An 18,474-nucleotide genomic window follows, 5' to 3' on the forward strand; every position below is an offset into this window, starting at 1 on the left:
CAAGGAGAAACCGTGTCCGGATTCGTCGAAAAGCCCGAGCCGATCCAGGTTCCGGGTCTGGTGCATCTGCACACCGGCAAGGTGCGCGAGCTGTACCGGAGCGAGGCGGGCGACCTCGTGATGGTCGCCAGTGACCGCATCTCCGCCTACGACTGGGTGCTGCCGACCGAGATCCCCGACAAGGGCCGGGTCCTCACCCAGCTCTCCCTGTGGTGGTTCGACCAGCTCGCCGACCTGCTCCCCCACCACGTCCTGAGCACCGAGCTCCCGGATGGCGCCCCCGCCGACTGGGCCGGCCGCACCCTGGTCTGCAAGTCCCTGAACATGGTCCCGGTGGAGTGCGTGGCCCGCGGCTATCTCACCGGCTCGGGCCTGGTCGAGTACGACGAGTCCCGTACGGTCTGCGGCCTCGCCCTCCCCGAGGGCCTGGTCGACGGCTCCGAACTGCCCGCCCCGATCTTCACCCCGGCCACCAAGGCCGCCGTCGGCGAGCACGACGAGAACGTCTCCTACGAGGAGGTCGCCCGCCAGGTCGGCGCGGAGACCGCCGCACAGCTGCGCCAGGCGACCCTCGCCGCCTACTCCCGCGCCCGGGACATCGCCCGCGACCGGGGCATCATCCTCGCGGACACCAAGTTCGAGTTCGGCTTCGACGGCGAGACCCTGGTCATCGCCGACGAGGTGCTCACCCCGGACTCCTCCCGCTTCTGGCCGGCCGAGCAGTGGGAGCCGGGCCGCGCGCAGCCGTCGTACGACAAGCAGTTCGTGCGGGACTGGCTGACCTCCGCCGAGTCGGGCTGGGACCGCAGGAGCGAGCAGCCCCCGCCGCCGCTGCCGGAGCACATCGTGGACGCGACCCGCACCAAGTACGTGGAGGCGTACGAGCGCCTGACCGGCACCACCTGGGGCTGAGCGCACGACGAAGGCCCCGGTCGACCGACCGGGGCCTTCATGTGGAGCGAACGACGAGGTTCGAACTCGCGACCTCAACCTTGGCAAGGTTGCGCTCTACCAACTGAGCTACGTTCGCATGCGCCGTGGCGCGACACCCACTATACCCAACCCCGCTCCCGTGCGAGACGGACCGCCGCATGACGATTCTCCGCGCCGAGCTTGGAGACGGCCGAGGAGAGGTAGTTCCGCACGGTCCCCTGGGACAGCGCGGCCCGCTCCGCGATCTCCGCCACGGGCGCCCCGTCCGCCGCGAGTTCCAGCACCTCGGCCTCGCGCGCGGTCAGCGGGGAGTCACCGGCGGCGATCGCGTCGGCGGCCAACTCGGGGTCCACGTAACGGTTTCCCGCGTGCACCGTGCGGATGAGCTCCGCGAGCCGCTGGGCGCTGACGGTCTTGGGGACGAACCCCCGCACACCCGCCGCGAGCGCCCGCTTCAGATGCCCGGGCCGCCCGTGACCGGTCACGATCAGCACCCGGCAGCCGGGCAGCTCCGCCCGCAGGGATGTGGCGACCTTCACACCGTCCGCGCCGGGCATCTGCAGATCCAGTACGGCGACGTCGGGGGCGTGCGCCCGCGCCATCGCCAGCGCCTCCGGACCGGTGGCCGCCTCGGCGACCACGAGGAGGTCGTCCTCCAGGGAGAGCAGGGCGGCCAGCGCGCCCCGGATCAGATGCTCGTCGTCGGCGAGCAGTACGCGGACGACGTCCGTCACGACGCGACCTCCAACGCTGCCCCAGTACTCAGGGGCACCTCCGCGACCAGCCGGAACGCGCCCTTGCCGATGCCTCCGGCGGTCAGTGTGCCGCCCACCGCCGACAGCCGCTCCCGCAGCCCCGCCAGACCCGAGCCGCCCACGCCGGCCGACCCGGACGGAGCCGCCGCCCCGTCGTTCTGCACCGTCAACACCACACGCCCCTCAGGCATCCGCACCGACACGGTGCACTTCTTCGCGTCCCCGTGCCGCAGCACGTTGGTGGTCGCCTCCCGCACGACCCAGCCGAGGGCCGACTGCACTTCACCGGGCAGCCCGCCCGTCTCGCCGCTCACCTCGCAGTCGATCCCGGCCGCCCTCAGCACTCCCCGCGCACCGTTGAGTTCGGTCTCCAGGTCGATCTCCCGGTAGCCGCGCACCACGTCGCGCACCTCCCGCTGGGACTCCTGGGCGATGCGCTGCACCTCGATCATCTGCTCCACCGCCTCGGGCCGCTCGCGCCGCGCGAGCTGGACGGCCAGCTCGCTCTTGAGCGCGATCACGGCGAGGTTCCTCCCCATCACGTCGTGCAGGTCCCGTCCGAACCGCAGCCGCTCCTCGGCGACCGCGAGCCGGGCGCGGGTCTCGCGCGCCTCGTCGAGCGCGTAGACGGCGTTGAGCAGCCAGACGGAGAAGACCGCGGTGAAGGCGAGGAAGCCGGCGCCGGCCAGCACGATCGCGGCCCCTCCCAGCGAGGCGAGAGCGGGCGTGCCCAGCAGCAGGAGCACGAGGAACGCTCCGGCCACGAACCCGCCGACGACGGCCAGGACGCGCCGCCGGTCGCGCACCCCGAGGGTGATGATGCCCGCGCCGAAGCAGAGCACGCCCCCGAAGACCGAGCCCGCGGCGGTGTCGACGTCGTCGCCCGACGGCCCGTGTTCCGCGACGGCGAGGGCGGCGACCGCGAGCGCCGCGGTCAGGACACCGTGCGTCCACAGCAGCCGCAGGGGCTGGGGACGCCGTCCGCGGGTCCAGTCCAGGGCCCGGGAGACGACCGCCATGCCCAGCGCGGCGTGCACCACGACCGGCAGTGACAGGACGAGTGAGAGCCGTCCACCCACCTGTCCGAAGGCCGGCAGGCCGATCGCGGCCATTTCGGAGAGGCAGATGAAGTGGAACGACCACCGCGTGTACGTCTCGACCTTCGCCGGTGTGCTCTTGCGCCCCCACCAGCCGCCCGGCCTGCTCATGTCCCGCCCTCTCCCCACCCTCGCGTACGTCAGCGCCGCGGCTCCCAGCGGAACCACCGCCGTACAGCAAACACCGCCAGCAGGGTCCAGGCCACCGCCGTCACGAGGGCGCCCAGGGCCTCGGCGGCCGACAGGCCGCCGGTCCAGCCGCCGCGCACCAGGGTGACGACGGGTGTCAGCGGCAGCAGCTCGCAGACGGAGGCCACCTGGTCGGGGAGCAGTTCCAGCGGGACGAACATGCCGGAGCCGATCATCGAGATCATCAACAGCGGCATCGGCGTGACCTGCGCGCTCTCGGCGGTCCGGGTGAAGGCCGCGGTGACGGCCGCGAGCGCGGCGCACATCACGAGCCCCAACAGCAGGCCGAGGACGGCCAGATGCGGCGCGGACGGCGCGGACATGTCCAGCAGCACCGCGCAGGCCGTGATCAGCACCAGGCACTGCACCAGCCCGGTGAGGACGGACGGCAGCGCGGATCCGCCGAGGATCTCGGCGTCCCGCAGCTCGCCCGTGCGCAGCCGCTTGAGGACGAGTTCCTCACGCCGGACGACGAAGACGCCGACGAGGGCGGAGTACACGGCGAACAGCAGGGAGAAGCCGACGGCGGCGGGCAGCACGACGGCGCCGGGGGTCAGTCCCGCCTCGGCGAGGTCCATCTCCTCGGCCGCCGACCGCACGCTCAGCGGCAGCACCAGCGGCACGAACAGCGCGGCGACGAGCGTGCCCTTGCTCCGCCCCAGGAGCGTCAGTTCGGCGCGGGCGAGGGAGGTCATCCGGCTCGCCGGTGTGGTCGTGGTCGTGCTCATGCCGCGTACTCCTTCGTCGCCGTCGTCCCCGCCGACGCGTCCTTGGCGATCCCGAGGAACGCCTCCTCCAGGGACGCCGACCGCACGTCCAGCCGGCGCAGTTCCACCCCGGCGCCCTGCGCCCACACCAGCAGTCCGGTGGCCGCCCGCTGCAGTTCACGGGTGCGCAGCCGGACGGTCCGGCCGTCGACCGTGTGCTCGCTCACGCCCAGTCCGGCGAGGGGCGGCAGGTCGCCCACGAAGTAGCCCTCGGGCAGTTCGAAGGTGATCCGGGACGGCTCGCTCGCGGTCACCTCGGCCGGGGTGCCGGTGGCGGCGATCCGGCCCTCGTGCATGATCGCGAGCCGGTCGGCGAGGTTCTCGGCCTCCTCCAGGTAGTGCGTGGTGAGCAGCACGGTCGTACCGCCGTCGCGCAGCGCGCCCACCAGCTCCCAGGTGTCCCGGCGGCCTTCGGCGTCGAGTCCGGTGGTGGGTTCGTCGAGGAAGAGCACCTCGGGCTCGCCGAGCAGCGCGAGCGCCAGGTCCAGGCGGCGCCGCTGGCCCCCGGAGAGCTGCTTCACCCGGACGCCGGTCTTCGACTCCAGCCCGACCAGCGCCAGCACCTCCCGCTCGGGGCGGGCCCCGCTGACGCACCCCGCCCACATCCGGGCGGTCTCGGCGACGGTCAACTCGGAGGGGAATCCGCCTTCCTGGAGCATCACGCCGGTACGGGGCCGTACGGCGGCGCGGTCGGTGTACGGGTCGTGGCCGAGCACCCGGACCCGCCCGCCGGCCGGGGCGGCGAGCCCTTCCAGCAGTTCGACGGTGGAGGTCTTGCCGGCGCCGTTGGTGCCCAGCAGGGCGAAGACCTCTCCGCGCCGCACCGAGAAGTCGATCCCGCGGACCGCTTCGAACCCGCCCCCGTAGACACGTCGCAGGCCGGTGACCTCGATCACGTGTTCGTGTTCGTTCGCTTCCATGCTTCGAGCATCCCGGCGGCCGGGGCGGTCCGGCAGTGCGGGCTGTCATCACCGGACATGACAAATGTCAGACGGGACTTGAGCGAGTACACGACAAAGACCCCGGTCGATGACCGGGGCCTTTGATCTGGAGCGGACGACGAGGCTCGAACTCGCGACCTCAACCTTGGCAAGGTTGCGCTCTACCAACTGAGCTACGTCCGCATTGCCTCCGACCAGCTCTCACTGATCGGTGCGAGCACCAGCCTACCCGATGCACAAGCGTGATCGGTACGGCGATGCAGAGCGGGTGACAGGAATTGCACACTGCGCCTTCCCCCTGGAAGGGGGATGTTCTACTACTGAACTACACCCGCATGTACTCCGTGAGCCGGGCCTTTCGGCCTTGCCCCTCGGCGTGCTCCAGACTCTAGCTGATCAGCGGGGGTGCTGCGCAAGTCGGTTGCCGCGGGGGACGGGTGACCGGCCGTCGAGGCGGGTCACCCGTCCGGCTCACCGAGCTGTTCACCGCGCCGCGGCGAACGCCTCGTAGACCTTCTTGGGGATCCGTCCGCGCGCGGGGACGTCCATCCGGTTCGCCTGTGCCCAGGCGCGGACCGCCGCCGGGTCGGGGGCGACCTCCGTCTGCCGGTACGCCTTGCCGGAGCGCGACCGCTTGCGGCCGGCGTCCACGTAGGGCTCGAGGGCCGCACGCAGTTTCCTGGCATTGGTTTCATTGAGGTCGATCTCGTACGACTTGCCGTCCAGACCGAAGGCGATCGTTTCCGCCGCTTCCGAGCCGTCGATGTCGTCAAAGAGAGTGACCACGACCTTCTGCGCCACGAATATCGGTCCCTTCGTGCGGCATCTCTCGTCCGGACGTCCGTGATGACGTGCCGGTACCTCGTCGAGATGTCGGCTGTTCGCCTGTAATCGGGCAAAGTATCTGCTAATGACAATTCATTTGTACAGTGCCCGGCATTGCAATGTGAAGCCCGACTAAATCTGTCCGCGTGTCCGGTGCGCAATAGAGATGTGCGGGTGAACGGGGATCTTTCCCGGAACTTTTCCCGGACGTCTCCCGGCGATGCCGAATCGTGACGGCGCTCACGTAGATTCCTACAACTCTACTCGCGTAGAAATTTTGTGCGGGTAGTCTGAAGGAACCTGCTCAGCACCACACACCGGGAGTGCCAGTGGCACGCGTCGTAGTCGACGTCATGCTCAAGCCGGAGATCCTCGACCCCCAGGGCCAGGCGGTGCAGCGCGCACTGCCGCGACTGGGTTTCGAAGGGATCTCGGACGTCCGTCAGGGAAAGCGATTCGAACTGGAAGTTGACGGGCCGGTCGACGAGGCCGCGCTCGCCCGTATCCACGATCTCGCGGAATCCTTCCTCGCCAACACCGTGATCGAGGACTTCACCGTACGGGTCGAGGAAGTCGCGGAGGCCGCGAAGTGACCGCTCGTATTGGCGTCGTCACTTTCCCGGGCAGCCTCGACGACCGGGACACCCAGCGCGCGATCCGCGTCGCCGGTGCCGAGCCGGTCGCCCTCTGGCACAAGGACAAGGACCTCAAGCAGGTCGACGCCGTGGTGCTCTGCGGCGGTTTCTCGTACGGCGACTATCTGCGCGCCGGCGCCATCGCGCGCTTCTCGCCGGTGATGGACACCGTCATCGACCAGGCCAGGGCCGGCCTCCCGGTGCTGGGCATCTGCAACGGCTTCCAGATCCTCACGGAGGCCCACCTGCTGCCCGGCGGGATGCTCGGCAACGACCACCTGCACTTCATCTGCCGCGACCAGAAGCTGCGGGTGGAGAACACGGACACCTCCTGGACCACCGACTACACGGCCGGCCAGGAGATCCACATCCCGCTGAAGAACATGGACGGCCGCTACGTGGCCGACCGGCGGACGCTGGACGAGCTGGAGGCCGAGGGCCGCGTCGCCTTCCGCTACCTCGACGTCAACCCCAACGGCTCGCTCAACGACATCGCCGGCATCACCAACGCGGCGGGCAACGTCGTCGGTCTGATGCCGCACCCCGAGCACGCCGTCGAGCCGCTGATCGGCACCGGCCGCACCGACGGCCTCCCGTTCTTCACCTCGATCCTCAAGAAGCTGGTCAACGCATGAGCCGGACGCCTCTGGACACGGTCGAGCACGCGGCCGCGACCCCCGACGTCGAGCTGCCCTGGGCCGAGCTGGGCCTGAAGAAGGACGAGTACGAGCGGGTGGTGGAGATCCTCGGCCGCCGCCCGACCGGCGCCGAACTCGCCATGTACTCCGTCATGTGGTCCGAGCACTGCTCGTACAAGTCCTCCAAGGTCCACCTCCGCCAGTTCGGCGAGAAGGCCCCCGAGAACGACGCCCTGCTCGTCGGCATCGGCGAGAACGCCGGTGTCGTCGACGTCGGCCAGGGCTACGCGGTCACCTTCAAGGTCGAGTCGCACAACCACCCCTCCTACGTCGAGCCCTACCAGGGCGCGGCCACCGGTGTGGGCGGCATCGTCCGCGACATCATCGCGATGGGCGCCCGCCCGGTCGCCGTCGTGGACCCCCTGCGCTTCGGCGCCGCGGACCACCCGGACACCAAGCGCGTCCTGCCCGGCGTCGTCGCCGGCATCGGCGGCTACGGCAACTGCCTGGGCCTGCCCAACATCGGCGGCGAGGTCGTCTTCGACGCCTGCTACCAGGGCAACCCGCTGGTCAACGCCGGCGCCATCGGCGTCATGCGGCACGAGGACATCCACCTCGCCAAGGCGTCCGGCGCGGGCAACAAGGTCATCCTGTACGGGGCCCGGACCGGCGGTGACGGCATCGGCGGCGCCTCGATCCTGGCCTCCGAGACCTTCGACGACGCCAAGCCGTCGAAGCGCCCCGCCGTCCAGGTCGGCGACCCCTTCCAGGAGAAGCTCCTCATCGAGTGCACCCTGGAGGCGTTCAAGGAGAAGCTGGTCGTCGGCATCCAGGACCTCGGCGCGGCCGGTCTGTCCTGCGCCACGTCCGAGCTGGCCTCCAACGGCTCCGGCGGCATGCGCGTCACCCTCGACGACGTGCCGCTCCGCGACTCGACGCTCTCCCCCGAGGAGATCCTGATGAGCGAGTCGCAGGAGCGCATGTGCGCGGTCGTCGAGCCCGACAAGGTCGACCGCTTCCTCGAGATCTGCGACAAGTGGGACGTCATCGCCACCGTCATCGGTGAGGTGACCGACGGCGACCGGCTGGAGATCTTCTGGCACGGCGGAAAGATCGTCGACGTCGACCCGCGCACGGTCGCCCACGAGGGCCCGACGTACGAGCGCCCGTACGCCCGCCCGTCCTGGCAGGACGAGCTCCAGGCGGACGACGCGAACAAGCTGCCGCGTCCGGGGACCTCCGACGAGCTGAAGGACCAGGTCCTGAAGCTGGTGGGCTCGCCCAACCAGGCCTCCAAGCAGTGGGTCACCCAGCAGTACGACCGCTTCGTGCAGGGCAACACCGTCCTCGCCCAGCCCGAGGACTCCGGCATGATCCGCATCGACGAGGCGTCCGGCCTCGGCGTCGCGATCGCCACCGACGGCAACGGCCGCTACGCCAAGCTCGATCCGTACACGGGCGCGCAGCTGGCCCTCGCGGAGGCGTACCGCAACGTCGCCACCACCGGTGCCAAGCCCCTCGCGGTCTCCGACTGCCTGAACTTCGGCTCGCCCGAGGACCCGGCCGTCATGTGGCAGTTCGCCGAGGCCGTACGCGGTCTGGCGGACGGCTGTCAGCAGCTCGGCACCCCGGTGACCGGCGGCAACGTCTCGCTCTACAACCAGACGGGCGAGGCCGCCATCCACCCGACCCCGGTGGTCGCGGTCCTCGGCGTCATCGACGACGTGGCCCGCCGCACGCCGGTCGCCTTCCAGGAGGAGGGCCAGCTGCTGTACCTCCTCGGCGACACGCGTGAGGAGTTCGGCGGCTCGGCCTGGTCCCAGGTCGTCCACGACCACCTCGGCGGCCTGCCCCCGAAGGTGGACCTGGAGCGTGAGCGCCTGCTCGCCGAGATCCTGATCTCCGCCTCCCGCGACGGCATGATCGACTCCGCGCACGACCTGTCCGACGGCGGTCTGATCCAGGCGGTCGTCGAGTCGGCGCTGCTGGGGGAGAAGGGCGCGCGTCTGGTCGTACCGGACGGGCTCGACGCCTTCACCTTCCTGTTCTCCGAGTCGGCGGGGCGCGCGATCGTCGCCGTGCCGCGCTCGGAGGAGGTCCGCTTCAACGACATGTGCGGTGCGCGCGGCCTCCCGGCCACCCGCGTCGGCGTCGTCGACGGCGACACGGTGGAGCTCCAGGGCGAGTTCGCACTCCCCCTGACCGAGCTGCGCGAGATCCACGAGGGCACGATCCCGGCCCTGCTGGCCTGATCCTCCCGCGCCTTCCGTACGCAGCCCCCGCCCGGTCCGCCGGACGGGGGCCGCGGCGTAGGGCGCGGCCCCGCCGGACCGCCCCCGTCCCGCACGCGCCTCGGGCGTTCCCCGCGCCGGTGTCGTCGACGGCGACACGGTGGAGCTGCTCGCGCTGCCGCCGGCTGAGCCGCGCGAGGCTGTCGGCCTGACCCCCGGCTCCCTCCGTGTGCGGCCCTCGCCGGGTCCGCCGGGCGGGAGCTGCGGCGCGGCGTGGTCATCCGGAGACCCCGCGAGGCGGCGGGGACGGAGCGCGCTGGGCGGACACCTGCCGGGTCGGCGACGCCGGCAGCTCCATCGGGCGGCGCCCGCCCATCGCACCGCGCGGCACGGGCGATCCCCCGTACCTGATCCGGCGCCGGAGGCGCCCGCATAGGCTTCCGCCATGCCACCGGCCAAGAAGCGCGCCCGTTCCTACGACCCGGCCAAGACCCGCGCCGCCGTACTGGCGCAGTTCGGGAACGTACGGGCGGCCGTGCGCACCCTCACCCCCGAGCAGCTCGCGCTGCCCACCCGGCTCGGCGACTGGTCCGTACGGGAGCTGGTGGCGCACATCGGGACGGCGCTGACGGCCGTGGACCGGCTGCTCGACGAGCCCGAGCCGGCGCGGCAGGACGGGCGGCTGCTCGACTGGCCGTCCGCCATCGCCGCCGACGCGGACGCCATCGCCGCGACCGCACGACGGCTCACGGCCGAGCACCCCGACCTCGACGCCCACCTCGCCGACGTCGAGCGGCGCTTCACCGACCGCCTCGACGCGCACCCCGGCGGCCGGCTGCTCCCCACCAGCGCGGGCGTCCTGCCCCTGGCCGACTACGTCGTCACCCGCGCCGTCGAGCTCGTCGTCCACACCGACGACCTGAACGCCGCCGTGCCCGGCCTCGACGTCCCGTACGACCGTCAGGCCCTGGCCGCCTGCACCCGGCTGCTGGCCGACGCGCTCGCCGCGAAGGCGCCCGGCGGCTCCACGGAGGTGCGGATCCCGCCGTACGCGGTCGTGCAGTGCGTGGAGGGGCCGAGGCACACCCGGGGCACCCCGCCGAACGTCGTCGAGACCGACCCGCTCACCTGGATCCGGCTGGCCGGCGGACGGACGGCCTGGCAGGAGGCGGTGGCCGGCGCGAAGGTGAGCGCGAGCGGGGAACGGGCGGACCTCGGGCCGTACCTGCCGCTGCTGGGATGAGTCCTGGGCGGAAGGGGAACCACCTGCTCCCCGCCCCCGTCGAATCGGCATGTACAGGCAGAAGCACCAGCAGCGCATGACCCTGACGGCCCTCACCGTGCTCGTCGTCCCGCTCGCGGCGGCCTGTGGCAGCGAGAAGGCGGGCGCCGGCAGCGGCACCGCACAGGCACAGGACCCGGTCACCGGAATCCGCTGGACCATCGACAGCGTCACCGTCGACGGCACCACCCACCGAGCCCCCGACGGCGCGCACCTCACCCTCGACGACGGCGGTGTCGAGGGCGACTACGGGTGCAACCTGTTCAAGGGCCGGGTCTCCTTCGAGGGCGACCGCATCCGGCTCGGCGACCGGGACACCACCCTGCGGGCCTGCGACGAGCGGGTCATGGACCTCGAGAGCACCCTCGCCGGCACCCTCGGCGACGGCGCCCTGAAGACCGACGTGAAGGACGGCCGCCTCACCCTCACCACCGGGTCCGGCGACACCGTCCACCTCAGCAAGGCCGGGGACACCCCGCTGTACGGCACCGAGTGGACCGTCACCACCCCCGCCGTCGACGGCCGCGCCCACCTCACCTTCGACAAGGAGGAGGGCACCGTCTCCGGCCGCCTAGGCTGCAACCACGTGAACGCCGACGCCACCGTGCGCGACGGCCATATCACCCTCGGCGTGCCGTCCCTGACCCGAATGATGTGCGAAGACTCACTCATGGACGGCGAGAAGGCGCTGGCGAAGCTGTTCAACGGCACCGCCGACTACCGGATCGAAGGCCGAACCCTCACGCTGACCAGCGAAAACGGCACCAGTGTGCGGGCCGTCGCACAGCGTTGACGCACAGCCGGGGCCGTATCCCGCATTCGGACCAGCGGTCGGCCTCGCCTACACTCGGAGGCGTGCCACGTGGTGACGGACGACTCAACCACGACCTGCTCCCCGGTGAGAAGGGCCCCCAGGACGCTTGTGGCGTCTTCGGTGTCTGGGCTCCGGGTGAAGAGGTCGCCAAGCTCACGTACTTCGGGCTCTACGCCCTCCAGCATCGGGGCCAGGAATCCGCGGGTATCGCGGTCAGCAACGGCTCCCAGATCCTCGTCTTCAAGGACATGGGCCTGGTCTCCCAGGTCTTCGACGAGACCTCTCTCGGTTCGCTCCAGGGTCATATCGCGGTCGGTCACGCCCGCTACTCGACCACCGGCGCCTCCGTGTGGGAGAACGCCCAGCCGACGTTCCGCGCCACCGCGCACGGATCCATCGCGCTCGGCCACAACGGCAACCTGGTCAACACGGCGCAGCTCGCCGAGATGGTCGCCGAGCTCCCCAAGGAGAACGGCCGCGCCCCCAAGGTGGCGGCCACCAACGACACCGACCTGATCACCGCCCTGCTGGCCGGCCAGCGCGCCGCCGACGGCGAACCGGTGACCGTGGAGCAGGCCGCGCACGTGGTCCTCCCCAAGGTCAGGGGCGCCTTCAGCCTCGTCTTCATGGACGAGAACACCCTGTACGCGGCCCGTGACCCGCAGGGCATCCGCCCGCTGGTCCTCGGCCGCCTGGAGCGCGGCTGGGTGGTCGCCTCCGAGTCCGCCGCCCTCGACATCTGCGGCGCGAGCTTCGTGCGCGAGATCGAGCCGGGCGAGTTCGTCGCCATCGACCAGAACGGGCTGCGCACCTCCCGGTTCGCGGAAGCGAAGCCCAAGGGCTGTGTCTTCGAGTACGTGTACCTGGCCCGCCCGGACACCGACATCGCCGGCCGGAACGTGTACCTCTCGCGCGTCGAGATGGGCCGCCGCCTCGCCGCGGAGGCCCCGGCCGAGGCCGACCTGGTCATAGCCACCCCGGAGTCCGGCACTCCGGCCGCCATCGGCTACGCGGAGGCGTCCGGCATCCCCTTCGGCGCCGGCCTGGTCAAGAACGCGTACGTCGGACGTACGTTCATCCAGCCCTCGCAGACCATCCGGCAGCTCGGCATCCGTCTGAAGCTGAACCCGCTCAAGGAAGTCATCAAGGGCAAGCGCCTGGTCGTCGTCGACGACTCGATCGTGCGCGGCAACACCCAGCGCGCCCTGGTCCGGATGCTCCGTGAGGCGGGCGCCGCCGAGGTCCACATCCGGATCTCCTCGCCGCCCGTGAAGTGGCCCTGCTTCTTCGGCATCGACTTCGCCACCCGCGCCGAGCTCATCGCCAACGGCATGACCATCGACGAGATCGGCACCTCGCTGGGCGCCGACTCCCTGTCGTACATCTCCATCGACGGCATGATCGAGGCGACCACCATCGCCAAGCCGAACCTGTGCCGCGCCTGCTTCGACGGCGAGTACCCGATGGATCTGCCCGACCCCGAGCTCCTCGGCAAGCAGCTCCTGGAGACCGAGCTGGCCGCCGGCACCGCCGCCCCGGCCTCGGTCGACGCGATCCGCCGCCCGTAAGCCCTGACGGACGACACGAAAGCTCTCACAGTCATGTCCCAGAACACTGGTGCCAGCTACGCAGCGGCGGGCGTCGACATCGAGGCGGGCGACCGCGCCGTCGAGCTGATGAAGGAGTGGGTGAAGAAGACGCGGCGCCCCGAGGTCCTCGGCGGACTCGGCGGCTTCGCCGGCCTCTTCGACGCCTCCGCCCTGAAGAACTACGAGCGGCCCCTGCTCGCCTCCGCCACGGACGGCGTCGGCACCAAGGTCGACGTCGCGCGGCAGATGGGCGTGTACGACACCATCGGCCACGACCTGGTCGCCATGGTCATGGACGACATCGTGGTGTGCGGCGCCGAGCCGCTGTTCATGACCGACTACATCTGCGTCGGCAAGGTCCACCCCGAGCGGGTCGCCGCCATCGTCAAGGGCATCGCGGAAGGCTGTGTGCTGGCCGGATGCGCCCTGGTGGGCGGCGAGACGGCCGAACACCCGGGTCTGCTGGGTCCGGACGACTTCGACGTCGCCGGGGCCGGTACGGGTGTCGTGGAGGCCGACCGGCTGCTCGGCGCGGATCGTATCCGTACGGGTGACGCGGTGATCGCCATGGCGTCCTCCGGGCTTCACTCCAACGGCTACTCCCTCGTCCGCCACGTGCTGCTGGAGCGGGCCGGGCTCGCCCTGGACGGCCGGATCGACGAGCTGGGCCGCACCCTCGGAGAGGAGCTCCTGGAGCCCACCAAGATCTACTCGCTGGACTGCCTGGCGCTGATCCGCACCACCGAGGTGCACGCCTTCAGCCACGTCACCGGTGGCGGACTCGCGGCCAACCTGGCCCGTGTGATCCCCGACGGACTGCACGCGACCGTGGACCGCTCCACCTGGACCCCCGCACCGGTGTTCGACCTGGTCGGCCGGACCGGTTCGGTCGAGCGGCTGGAGCTGGAGAAGACGCTGAACATGGGCGTCGGCATGATCGCGATCGTGCCGCAGGAGTCCGTCGACGTGGCGCTGGCGACGCTGGCCGACCGCGGGGTGGACGCCTGGGTGGCCGGCGGGATCACCGACCGCGGCGAGCACACCACGGGCGCGGCCCTCGTCGGTGGCTACGCGAAGTGAGTGACGGTGCGCTGCCCGCGCGGTGAACGTGCGGGCAGCACATCAGGTGTTCAGTGCTGCCGGGGCAGCACTGAACCCGGTCGGTGACCGGAGTCACCGACCGGGTTCAACGCAAGGTCAAGCGCCGCGACGCTGTTGCGAGGACGGGCCGTCCTCGTCCTCGTCGTCGTCCTCATAGAGGTCGGCGTACCGTGCGTACAGGTCGTCGTCTTGCTCATCGTCCTCGAAATGGCCACCGTTCGGTGGTTGGTTCGACGGCGATGCGCCCAGCTCCTCGGCCAGGCGTGAGAGATCAGTCCCACCGCTGTTGTACTTCAGCTGGCGGGCGACCTTCGTCTGCTTGGCCTTGGCCCGGCCGCGCCCCATGGCTCGACCCCCTCAACGACGGGGCTCGACGGCCCCAGAGTCTTGACACGCGTTCATGGTCCAGAACGGACTCTCATCGGAGAGTCCGGTCCGTAGGGCTTCCACGGTACCTGAGCCCGCGCCCATACGGTACGTCGCCCGCATGACGTGCCCGCGCCCAGAACCTTCGAGGTACCCCGTCCTCGCAGGTCAATCGCGATTTTAACCACTTATCGACGGTCGACCCGCCGGGAGAAGTGAGAGTTCTCTCCAAGTGCCCCCCAGCGGGTACCGCTCACCTGTGCGAGGGCGGCCCGAGCCGGGCCGCCCTCGCACACCTCATCGCACCGGGCGTGCCTCCGCCATCCGCTGCTCGGCGATCCGGTCGGCCGCGGCGGCCGGCGGAATCCCGTCCTCCTTCGCACGCGCGAATATGGCCAGCGTGGTGTCGAAGATCATCGACGCCTTCGTCCTGCACCGGTCGAAGTCGAAGCCGTGCAGCTCGTCGGCGACCTGGATGACACCGCCGGCGTTCACCACGTAGTCCGGCGCGTAGAGGATCCCGCGGTCGGCGAGGTCCTTCTCCACACCCGGGTGGGCGAGCTGGTTGTTGGCGGCGCCGCAGACCACCTTGGCGGTCAGCACCGGCACGCTGTCGTCGTTCAGCGCCCCGCCGAGCGCGCACGGGGCGTAGATGTCCAGGCCCTCGGCGCGGATCAGCGCCTCGGTGTCGGCGACGGCCGACACGCCCCGGGGGTGCCGGTCGAGGATCCGCCGCACGGCGTCCTCGCGCACATCGGTGATCACGACCTCGGCGCCCTCGGCGCGCAGGTGCTCCACCAGGTGGTGGCCGACCTTGCCGACGCCCGCGACGCCGACCTTGCGGTCGCGCAGCGAGGGGTCGCCCCACAGGTGCTGGGCGGCGGCCCGCATGCCCTGGTAGACGCCGAAGGAGGTGAGCACGGAGGAGTCGCCCGCGCCGCCGTGCTCCGGGGAGCGGCCGGTGGTCCAGCGGCACTCGCGGGCCACGACGTCCATGTCGGCGACGTAGGTGCCGACGTCGCAGGCGGTGACGTACCGGCCGCCGAGCGAGGCGACGAACCGGCCGTAGGCCAGCAGCAGCTCCTCGCTCTTGATCCGCTCCGGGTCGCCGATGATCACGGCCTTGCCGCCGCCGTGGTCGAGCCCGGCCATGGCGTTCTTGTACGACATCCCGCGCGCGAGGTTCAGCGCGTCGGCGACGGCCTCCTCCTCGGAGGCGTACGGGTAGAAGCGCGTGCCGCCGAGGGCGGGGCCCAGCGCGGTGGAGTGGAGGGCGATGACGGCCTTGAGGCCGGTGGCGCGGTCCTGGCAGAGCACGACTTGCTCATGACCTCCCTGGTCCGAACGGAACAGGGTGTGCAGGACGCCGTCAGATACGTCGGTCACTGTGGTGACTCCTGAGTAAGTAGCGGCGGGTGGGGTCGGCCCCCGTGGAGGTGGCGGGGACTGTGGCACGAGATTAGATCCTTACGCGCCGGTCGGCGGCACCGTGTCCCGGATCACCTCCGTCCGGAGTACCGCCGTGCGACGGTTTGCAGGGGTTTCCCACCCGTCCGGGCGGGGACCCGGCAGGTTTTCGCGACGGCCCTCGGGGGAGGGAGCAGGCGTGCCCAAGGTGTCCTCGGTGATCGTCCCCTACGCGACCTACCTGCGCGTGTACGAACCGCTGGCCGCCTTCCCGGAGCCGGAACGCGGCCACTGGGCCCGTTACGCCCGCCGCCCCGACCGCCCCTCCTGCCAGGACGAGCTCCGCCGGTCCCTGGCCGACCTCGCGCCCACCCCGCCGGTGGCGGTGCCGGTGCACGAGAGCGACGACGCGTTCGTGCTGGAGGCCGACGGCGTGGTCCGCGTCTGCCCCTGGCGCACCCGGCTGCGCGGCTGGCAGGCCCTGGGCGAGCTCGCCGAGGACTTCCCGCCGCCGGTCCTGGACGCGCTCCTGCCCCCGGTCGTACGGCACCAGGCGGCCCGGGACTACGAGCGCTGGCTGGCCGGCCATCCCGACGCCCGGCCGTGGATCCGCACCGCGACCTGGCAGGTGCCGATCAACTGGTTCGTGCTGTTCGCGGACGAGGAGCGGGAGTACGTCAAGGGGGCCGCCGGCGAGGAGCCCGTCCTGCGCTACCGGACCCCGATGGTCCAGGCCCGCCGACGGGTGGCGCGGGGGCTGCGGGCGCTCAGGGACGCCGTGGACGAGAGCCTGCTGATCGACGGCCTCGTGGACGTCGGGCGCTGGCTGGAGGAGTTCCATCCGCGCTCGCTGGTCGAGCTGGACTACGGCGGACTGGTGCACGCCCTGCCGGCCGGCACGCTCGAGGGCGACCACTCGGCGGCGGACGTGGCCGAAGGGATCGCGGCGCTGCGGCGCGGTGACGAGGAGGGCGCCGGGGAGGCCTACGGGCGCCTCGTGGAGCGCTGGCGGTCGGTCCGCGACCTGCGTTCGGCGAACTGACGTTTGACCAAACGCCGTTCTTGGGGTTTTGTCTTCGCCCTGAGGTGTCTGAGGTTCCGTCAGCGCGGGCCCGACAACGGACGTAGAGGCCGATCCGGGCGTATGTCCCAAGCGCGTCAAGCGTGACGGACCGCACTTACGTGGCCCTTGCGCCTCTTGCCCACCCTCATGCCAAAATAGGACAAGGAGTCCGGGGAGGGCTCTTCCGTCCTGCTGTGCTCAACTATGGGCGGATTCTCGGTAATGCACGCTTTAGGGGGTCCGGTGACTCCTGATCGCTGCTGTGACTGATCGTCACAGTGGCGTGACTGTCCGCTATGGCATGGTCCATCGGCTTCCGCGGCTGATGAACACCTGGGAGGGCAATTCCATCGGTTTGGCCGACGTGGCTGGACAGATGGTGTAGTTGTAGTGCCGAGGACAAGCCGTTCGTCCTATAACCGACTCGACTCGCGTCCGCCATTTCGGGCAACGCGGGTCAAGGTGCAGAATTTAGAGGAAAGAACCGAGAAGGTTCGGTTCTCCCGAGGAGGCCGCTCATGACCGCTCGCACCCCTGATGCCGAGCCGCTGCTGACCCCGGCTGAGGTCGCCACCATGTTCCGCGTCGACCCGAAGACGGTCACTCGCTGGGCGAAGGCAGGCAAGCTCACGTCGATCCGCACGCTCGGCGGGCACCGCCGCTACCGCGAAGCCGAGGTCCGCGCACTGCTCGCGGGCATTCCGCAGCAGCGCAGCGAGGCCTGAACAACCGCATGAACCGGGCAGCACCGGCTGGTCCCCCACCGGCCGAGACGCCCGGGAACCCTGGCTCCAAACGACGCGGGGACTGCCCCAACAGGCCCCTCGCCCAAGCCGATCAGAGCTTTCCAGGCAACTGAACAAGGGTGCGTCGTCGATCGCGCTGGACCCCGCCGGGTCCGGCGCGATCTTTTTTGTGCGCTCGTGAGGGGGTGGGTCCGGCCCTGGCGGGCTCCCGGGGGCGCTCTGTGCGCGGGCTTGCCGGACTCTGGGGGCGGGTGGGGGATCACCTGTGTGCCGGCCGGTGCGGACCTCTCCGAGTGGTGCAATTGCACATATTAAATTGACCTGTTGTAGGGGAGGTGTAAGTACTGCACTTCCCGAAAGTCATACGGTGACACCCGTCACATACCAGTCGGCTTGTTGAGTCTGTGGCATATGCGCTAGAGGGAACGGGCGTTGGGGCCGGGTTGTTCCCCGGCCGGCCGGGAGGTGTCCGGGGCGTCCATCGCCAGCCGCAGGAGGCGGTGGCAGATCGGGCAGTGCCGGGTGAGGTGCCGGTACGACGACGCGGCCGCCAGATGCGCACGGAGCAGCGCCCGTGTCTCGTGCCTGGCCGATGCCGCCATACGTCACCTCCGAGGGGCAACACGGAGTCGTGCCCCGCTTCCTGGAGTACCGAGGGACGACGGACCCGTCAAGACGGCAGGGGGGCGCACAGCGCCCCGTACGCGCGAGGGAGCCCGGGTTCTCGGACCCGGGCTCCTGTCATGCGGAGGGTACGGGCCCCGCACGGGGTGGTGGGCCCATGTGGAGTGCCCGTGTCTCTCGTGGGTGCGGGCCGTGCGCGTAGGACGGCCCTGACGGGATCCGCCGTACCCGATCGCGGCTCCGGCCGGGACGGCGCACCCATGAGGAAGGCCCGCGTCCCTTACGGGGGCGGGCCTTGCGTGGGAGCGCTCACGCGGGAGGCCCGGGGTCCCTTGAAGGGTGTGGGCCTTGCGGGTGTGGCGGTCCTGACGGGATGTGCCGTGCCCGATCGCGGCTCCGCCGCGGGGCGCGGCCTCGCGGCGGGGTGCTCATGCGGAAGGCCCGCATCCCTTGTGGGGGTGCGGGCCTTCC

The 18,474-nt window shown here is 70.9% G+C and carries 18 protein-coding genes and 3 tRNA genes; 10 read left to right on the forward strand and 11 right to left on the reverse strand.

Annotated elements, in window-relative coordinates; genetic code table 11:
• The first annotated feature begins 12 nt into the window (after positions 1–12).
• A complete protein-coding gene (locus tag ACIA6T_RS11830; protein ID WP_399446373.1) occupies positions 13–912 on the forward strand; it encodes a phosphoribosylaminoimidazolesuccinocarboxamide synthase in 900 nt (299 codons plus the stop codon).
• Positions 913–954: 42 nt separating this feature from the next.
• On the opposite strand, the gene ACIA6T_RS11835 is transcribed toward ACIA6T_RS11830, so the two are convergent.
• From ACIA6T_RS11835 to ACIA6T_RS11870, 8 genes are all read right to left on the reverse strand, one after another.
• A tRNA-Gly gene (locus ACIA6T_RS11835) sits at positions 955–1,030 on the reverse strand.
• Between the two features lie 22 nt (positions 1,031–1,052).
• On the reverse strand, positions 1,053–1,667 hold the full coding sequence (locus tag ACIA6T_RS11840) for a response regulator (RefSeq protein ID WP_399446374.1): 615 nt from the start codon (positions 1,665–1,667) through the stop codon (positions 1,053–1,055).
• Complete coding sequence (locus ACIA6T_RS11845) at positions 1,664–2,896, reverse strand: sensor histidine kinase (RefSeq protein WP_399446375.1); 1,233 nt, start codon at positions 2,894–2,896, stop codon at positions 1,664–1,666. Before ACIA6T_RS11845 ends, ACIA6T_RS11840 begins: the two co-directional genes overlap by 4 nt.
• A 29-nt stretch (positions 2,897–2,925) precedes the next feature.
• Entirely contained in the window at positions 2,926–3,702 is a 777-nt protein-coding gene (locus ACIA6T_RS11850; protein WP_399446376.1) for an ABC transporter permease, read from the reverse strand.
• Positions 3,699–4,661: an ABC transporter ATP-binding protein gene (locus tag ACIA6T_RS11855; protein ID WP_399446377.1), complete on the reverse strand. Its 963-nt coding sequence runs from the start codon at positions 4,659–4,661 to the stop codon at positions 3,699–3,701. The genes ACIA6T_RS11850 and ACIA6T_RS11855 overlap by 4 nt, the downstream gene beginning before the upstream one ends.
• 128 nt (positions 4,662–4,789) lie before the next feature.
• A tRNA-Gly gene (locus ACIA6T_RS11860) sits at positions 4,790–4,865 on the reverse strand.
• A gap of 80 nt (positions 4,866–4,945) precedes the next feature.
• A tRNA-Gly gene (locus tag ACIA6T_RS11865) sits at positions 4,946–5,017 on the reverse strand.
• A gap of 148 nt (positions 5,018–5,165) precedes the next feature.
• Positions 5,166–5,483, reverse strand: coding sequence for an Lsr2 family protein (locus ACIA6T_RS11870; protein WP_383347034.1), 318 nt, complete (start codon positions 5,481–5,483; stop codon positions 5,166–5,168).
• A 353-nt stretch (positions 5,484–5,836) separates the two neighbouring features.
• On the opposite strand from ACIA6T_RS11870, the gene purS reads away from it, so the two are divergent.
• From purS to purM, 7 genes are all read left to right on the forward strand, one after another.
• Positions 5,837–6,100: a phosphoribosylformylglycinamidine synthase subunit PurS gene (gene purS, locus ACIA6T_RS11875; protein ID WP_006133353.1), complete on the forward strand. Its 264-nt coding sequence runs from the start codon at positions 5,837–5,839 to the stop codon at positions 6,098–6,100.
• Complete coding sequence (gene purQ, locus ACIA6T_RS11880) at positions 6,097–6,777, forward strand: phosphoribosylformylglycinamidine synthase subunit PurQ (RefSeq protein ID WP_385056421.1); 681 nt, start codon at positions 6,097–6,099, stop codon at positions 6,775–6,777. The genes purS and purQ overlap by 4 nt, the downstream gene beginning before the upstream one ends.
• Complete coding sequence (purL, locus tag ACIA6T_RS11885; RefSeq protein WP_399446378.1) at positions 6,774–9,032, forward strand: phosphoribosylformylglycinamidine synthase subunit PurL; 2,259 nt, start codon at positions 6,774–6,776, stop codon at positions 9,030–9,032. The genes purQ and purL overlap by 4 nt, the downstream gene beginning before the upstream one ends.
• A 424-nt stretch (positions 9,033–9,456) precedes the next feature.
• Positions 9,457–10,254: a sterol carrier family protein gene (locus ACIA6T_RS11890; RefSeq protein ID WP_399446379.1), complete on the forward strand. Its 798-nt coding sequence runs from the start codon at positions 9,457–9,459 to the stop codon at positions 10,252–10,254.
• 49 nt (positions 10,255–10,303) lie between these two features.
• Positions 10,304–11,086: an META domain-containing protein gene (locus tag ACIA6T_RS11895; RefSeq protein WP_399446381.1), complete on the forward strand. Its 783-nt coding sequence runs from the start codon at positions 10,304–10,306 to the stop codon at positions 11,084–11,086.
• 62 nt (positions 11,087–11,148) lie between these two features.
• Entirely contained in the window at positions 11,149–12,675 is a 1,527-nt protein-coding gene (gene purF, locus ACIA6T_RS11900) for an amidophosphoribosyltransferase (protein WP_385056409.1), read from the forward strand.
• Positions 12,676–12,708: 33 nt separating this feature from the next.
• Complete coding sequence (gene purM, locus ACIA6T_RS11905) at positions 12,709–13,776, forward strand: phosphoribosylformylglycinamidine cyclo-ligase (protein ID WP_399446383.1); 1,068 nt, start codon at positions 12,709–12,711, stop codon at positions 13,774–13,776.
• A gap of 117 nt (positions 13,777–13,893) precedes the next feature.
• Here the strand turns inward: purM and ACIA6T_RS11910 are convergent, their stop codons facing one another.
• A complete protein-coding gene (locus ACIA6T_RS11910) occupies positions 13,894–14,142 on the reverse strand; it encodes a DUF3073 domain-containing protein (RefSeq protein WP_030872124.1) in 249 nt (82 codons plus the stop codon).
• A 318-nt stretch (positions 14,143–14,460) separates the two neighbouring features.
• Entirely contained in the window at positions 14,461–15,549 is a 1,089-nt protein-coding gene (locus tag ACIA6T_RS11915; RefSeq protein ID WP_399446384.1) for a Leu/Phe/Val dehydrogenase, read from the reverse strand.
• 220 nt (positions 15,550–15,769) lie between these two features.
• Here ACIA6T_RS11915 and ACIA6T_RS11920 point away from each other — a divergent pair, with 220 nt between their 5' ends.
• Positions 15,770–16,612, forward strand: coding sequence for a hypothetical protein (locus ACIA6T_RS11920; protein WP_399446385.1), 843 nt, complete (start codon positions 15,770–15,772; stop codon positions 16,610–16,612).
• Between the two features lie 539 nt (positions 16,613–17,151).
• The gene (gene bldC / locus ACIA6T_RS11925) at positions 17,152–17,358 is read left to right on the forward strand and encodes a developmental transcriptional regulator BldC (RefSeq protein WP_003949541.1); all 207 of its coding nucleotides are present in this window, start codon (positions 17,152–17,154) and stop codon (positions 17,356–17,358) included.
• 437 nt (positions 17,359–17,795) lie between these two features.
• Here bldC and ACIA6T_RS11930 read toward each other — a convergent pair whose 3' ends face one another.
• The gene (locus tag ACIA6T_RS11930) at positions 17,796–17,981 is read right to left on the reverse strand and encodes a DUF6274 family protein (protein ID WP_399446386.1); all 186 of its coding nucleotides are present in this window, start codon (positions 17,979–17,981) and stop codon (positions 17,796–17,798) included.
• Between the last annotated feature and the right edge of the window lie 493 nt (positions 17,982–18,474).

Origin of the sequence: Streptomyces sp. NPDC051740 (assembly GCF_044453165.1) — a bacterium.
Taxonomy (GTDB): domain Bacteria; phylum Actinomycetota; class Actinomycetes; order Streptomycetales; family Streptomycetaceae; genus Streptomyces; species Streptomyces atrovirens.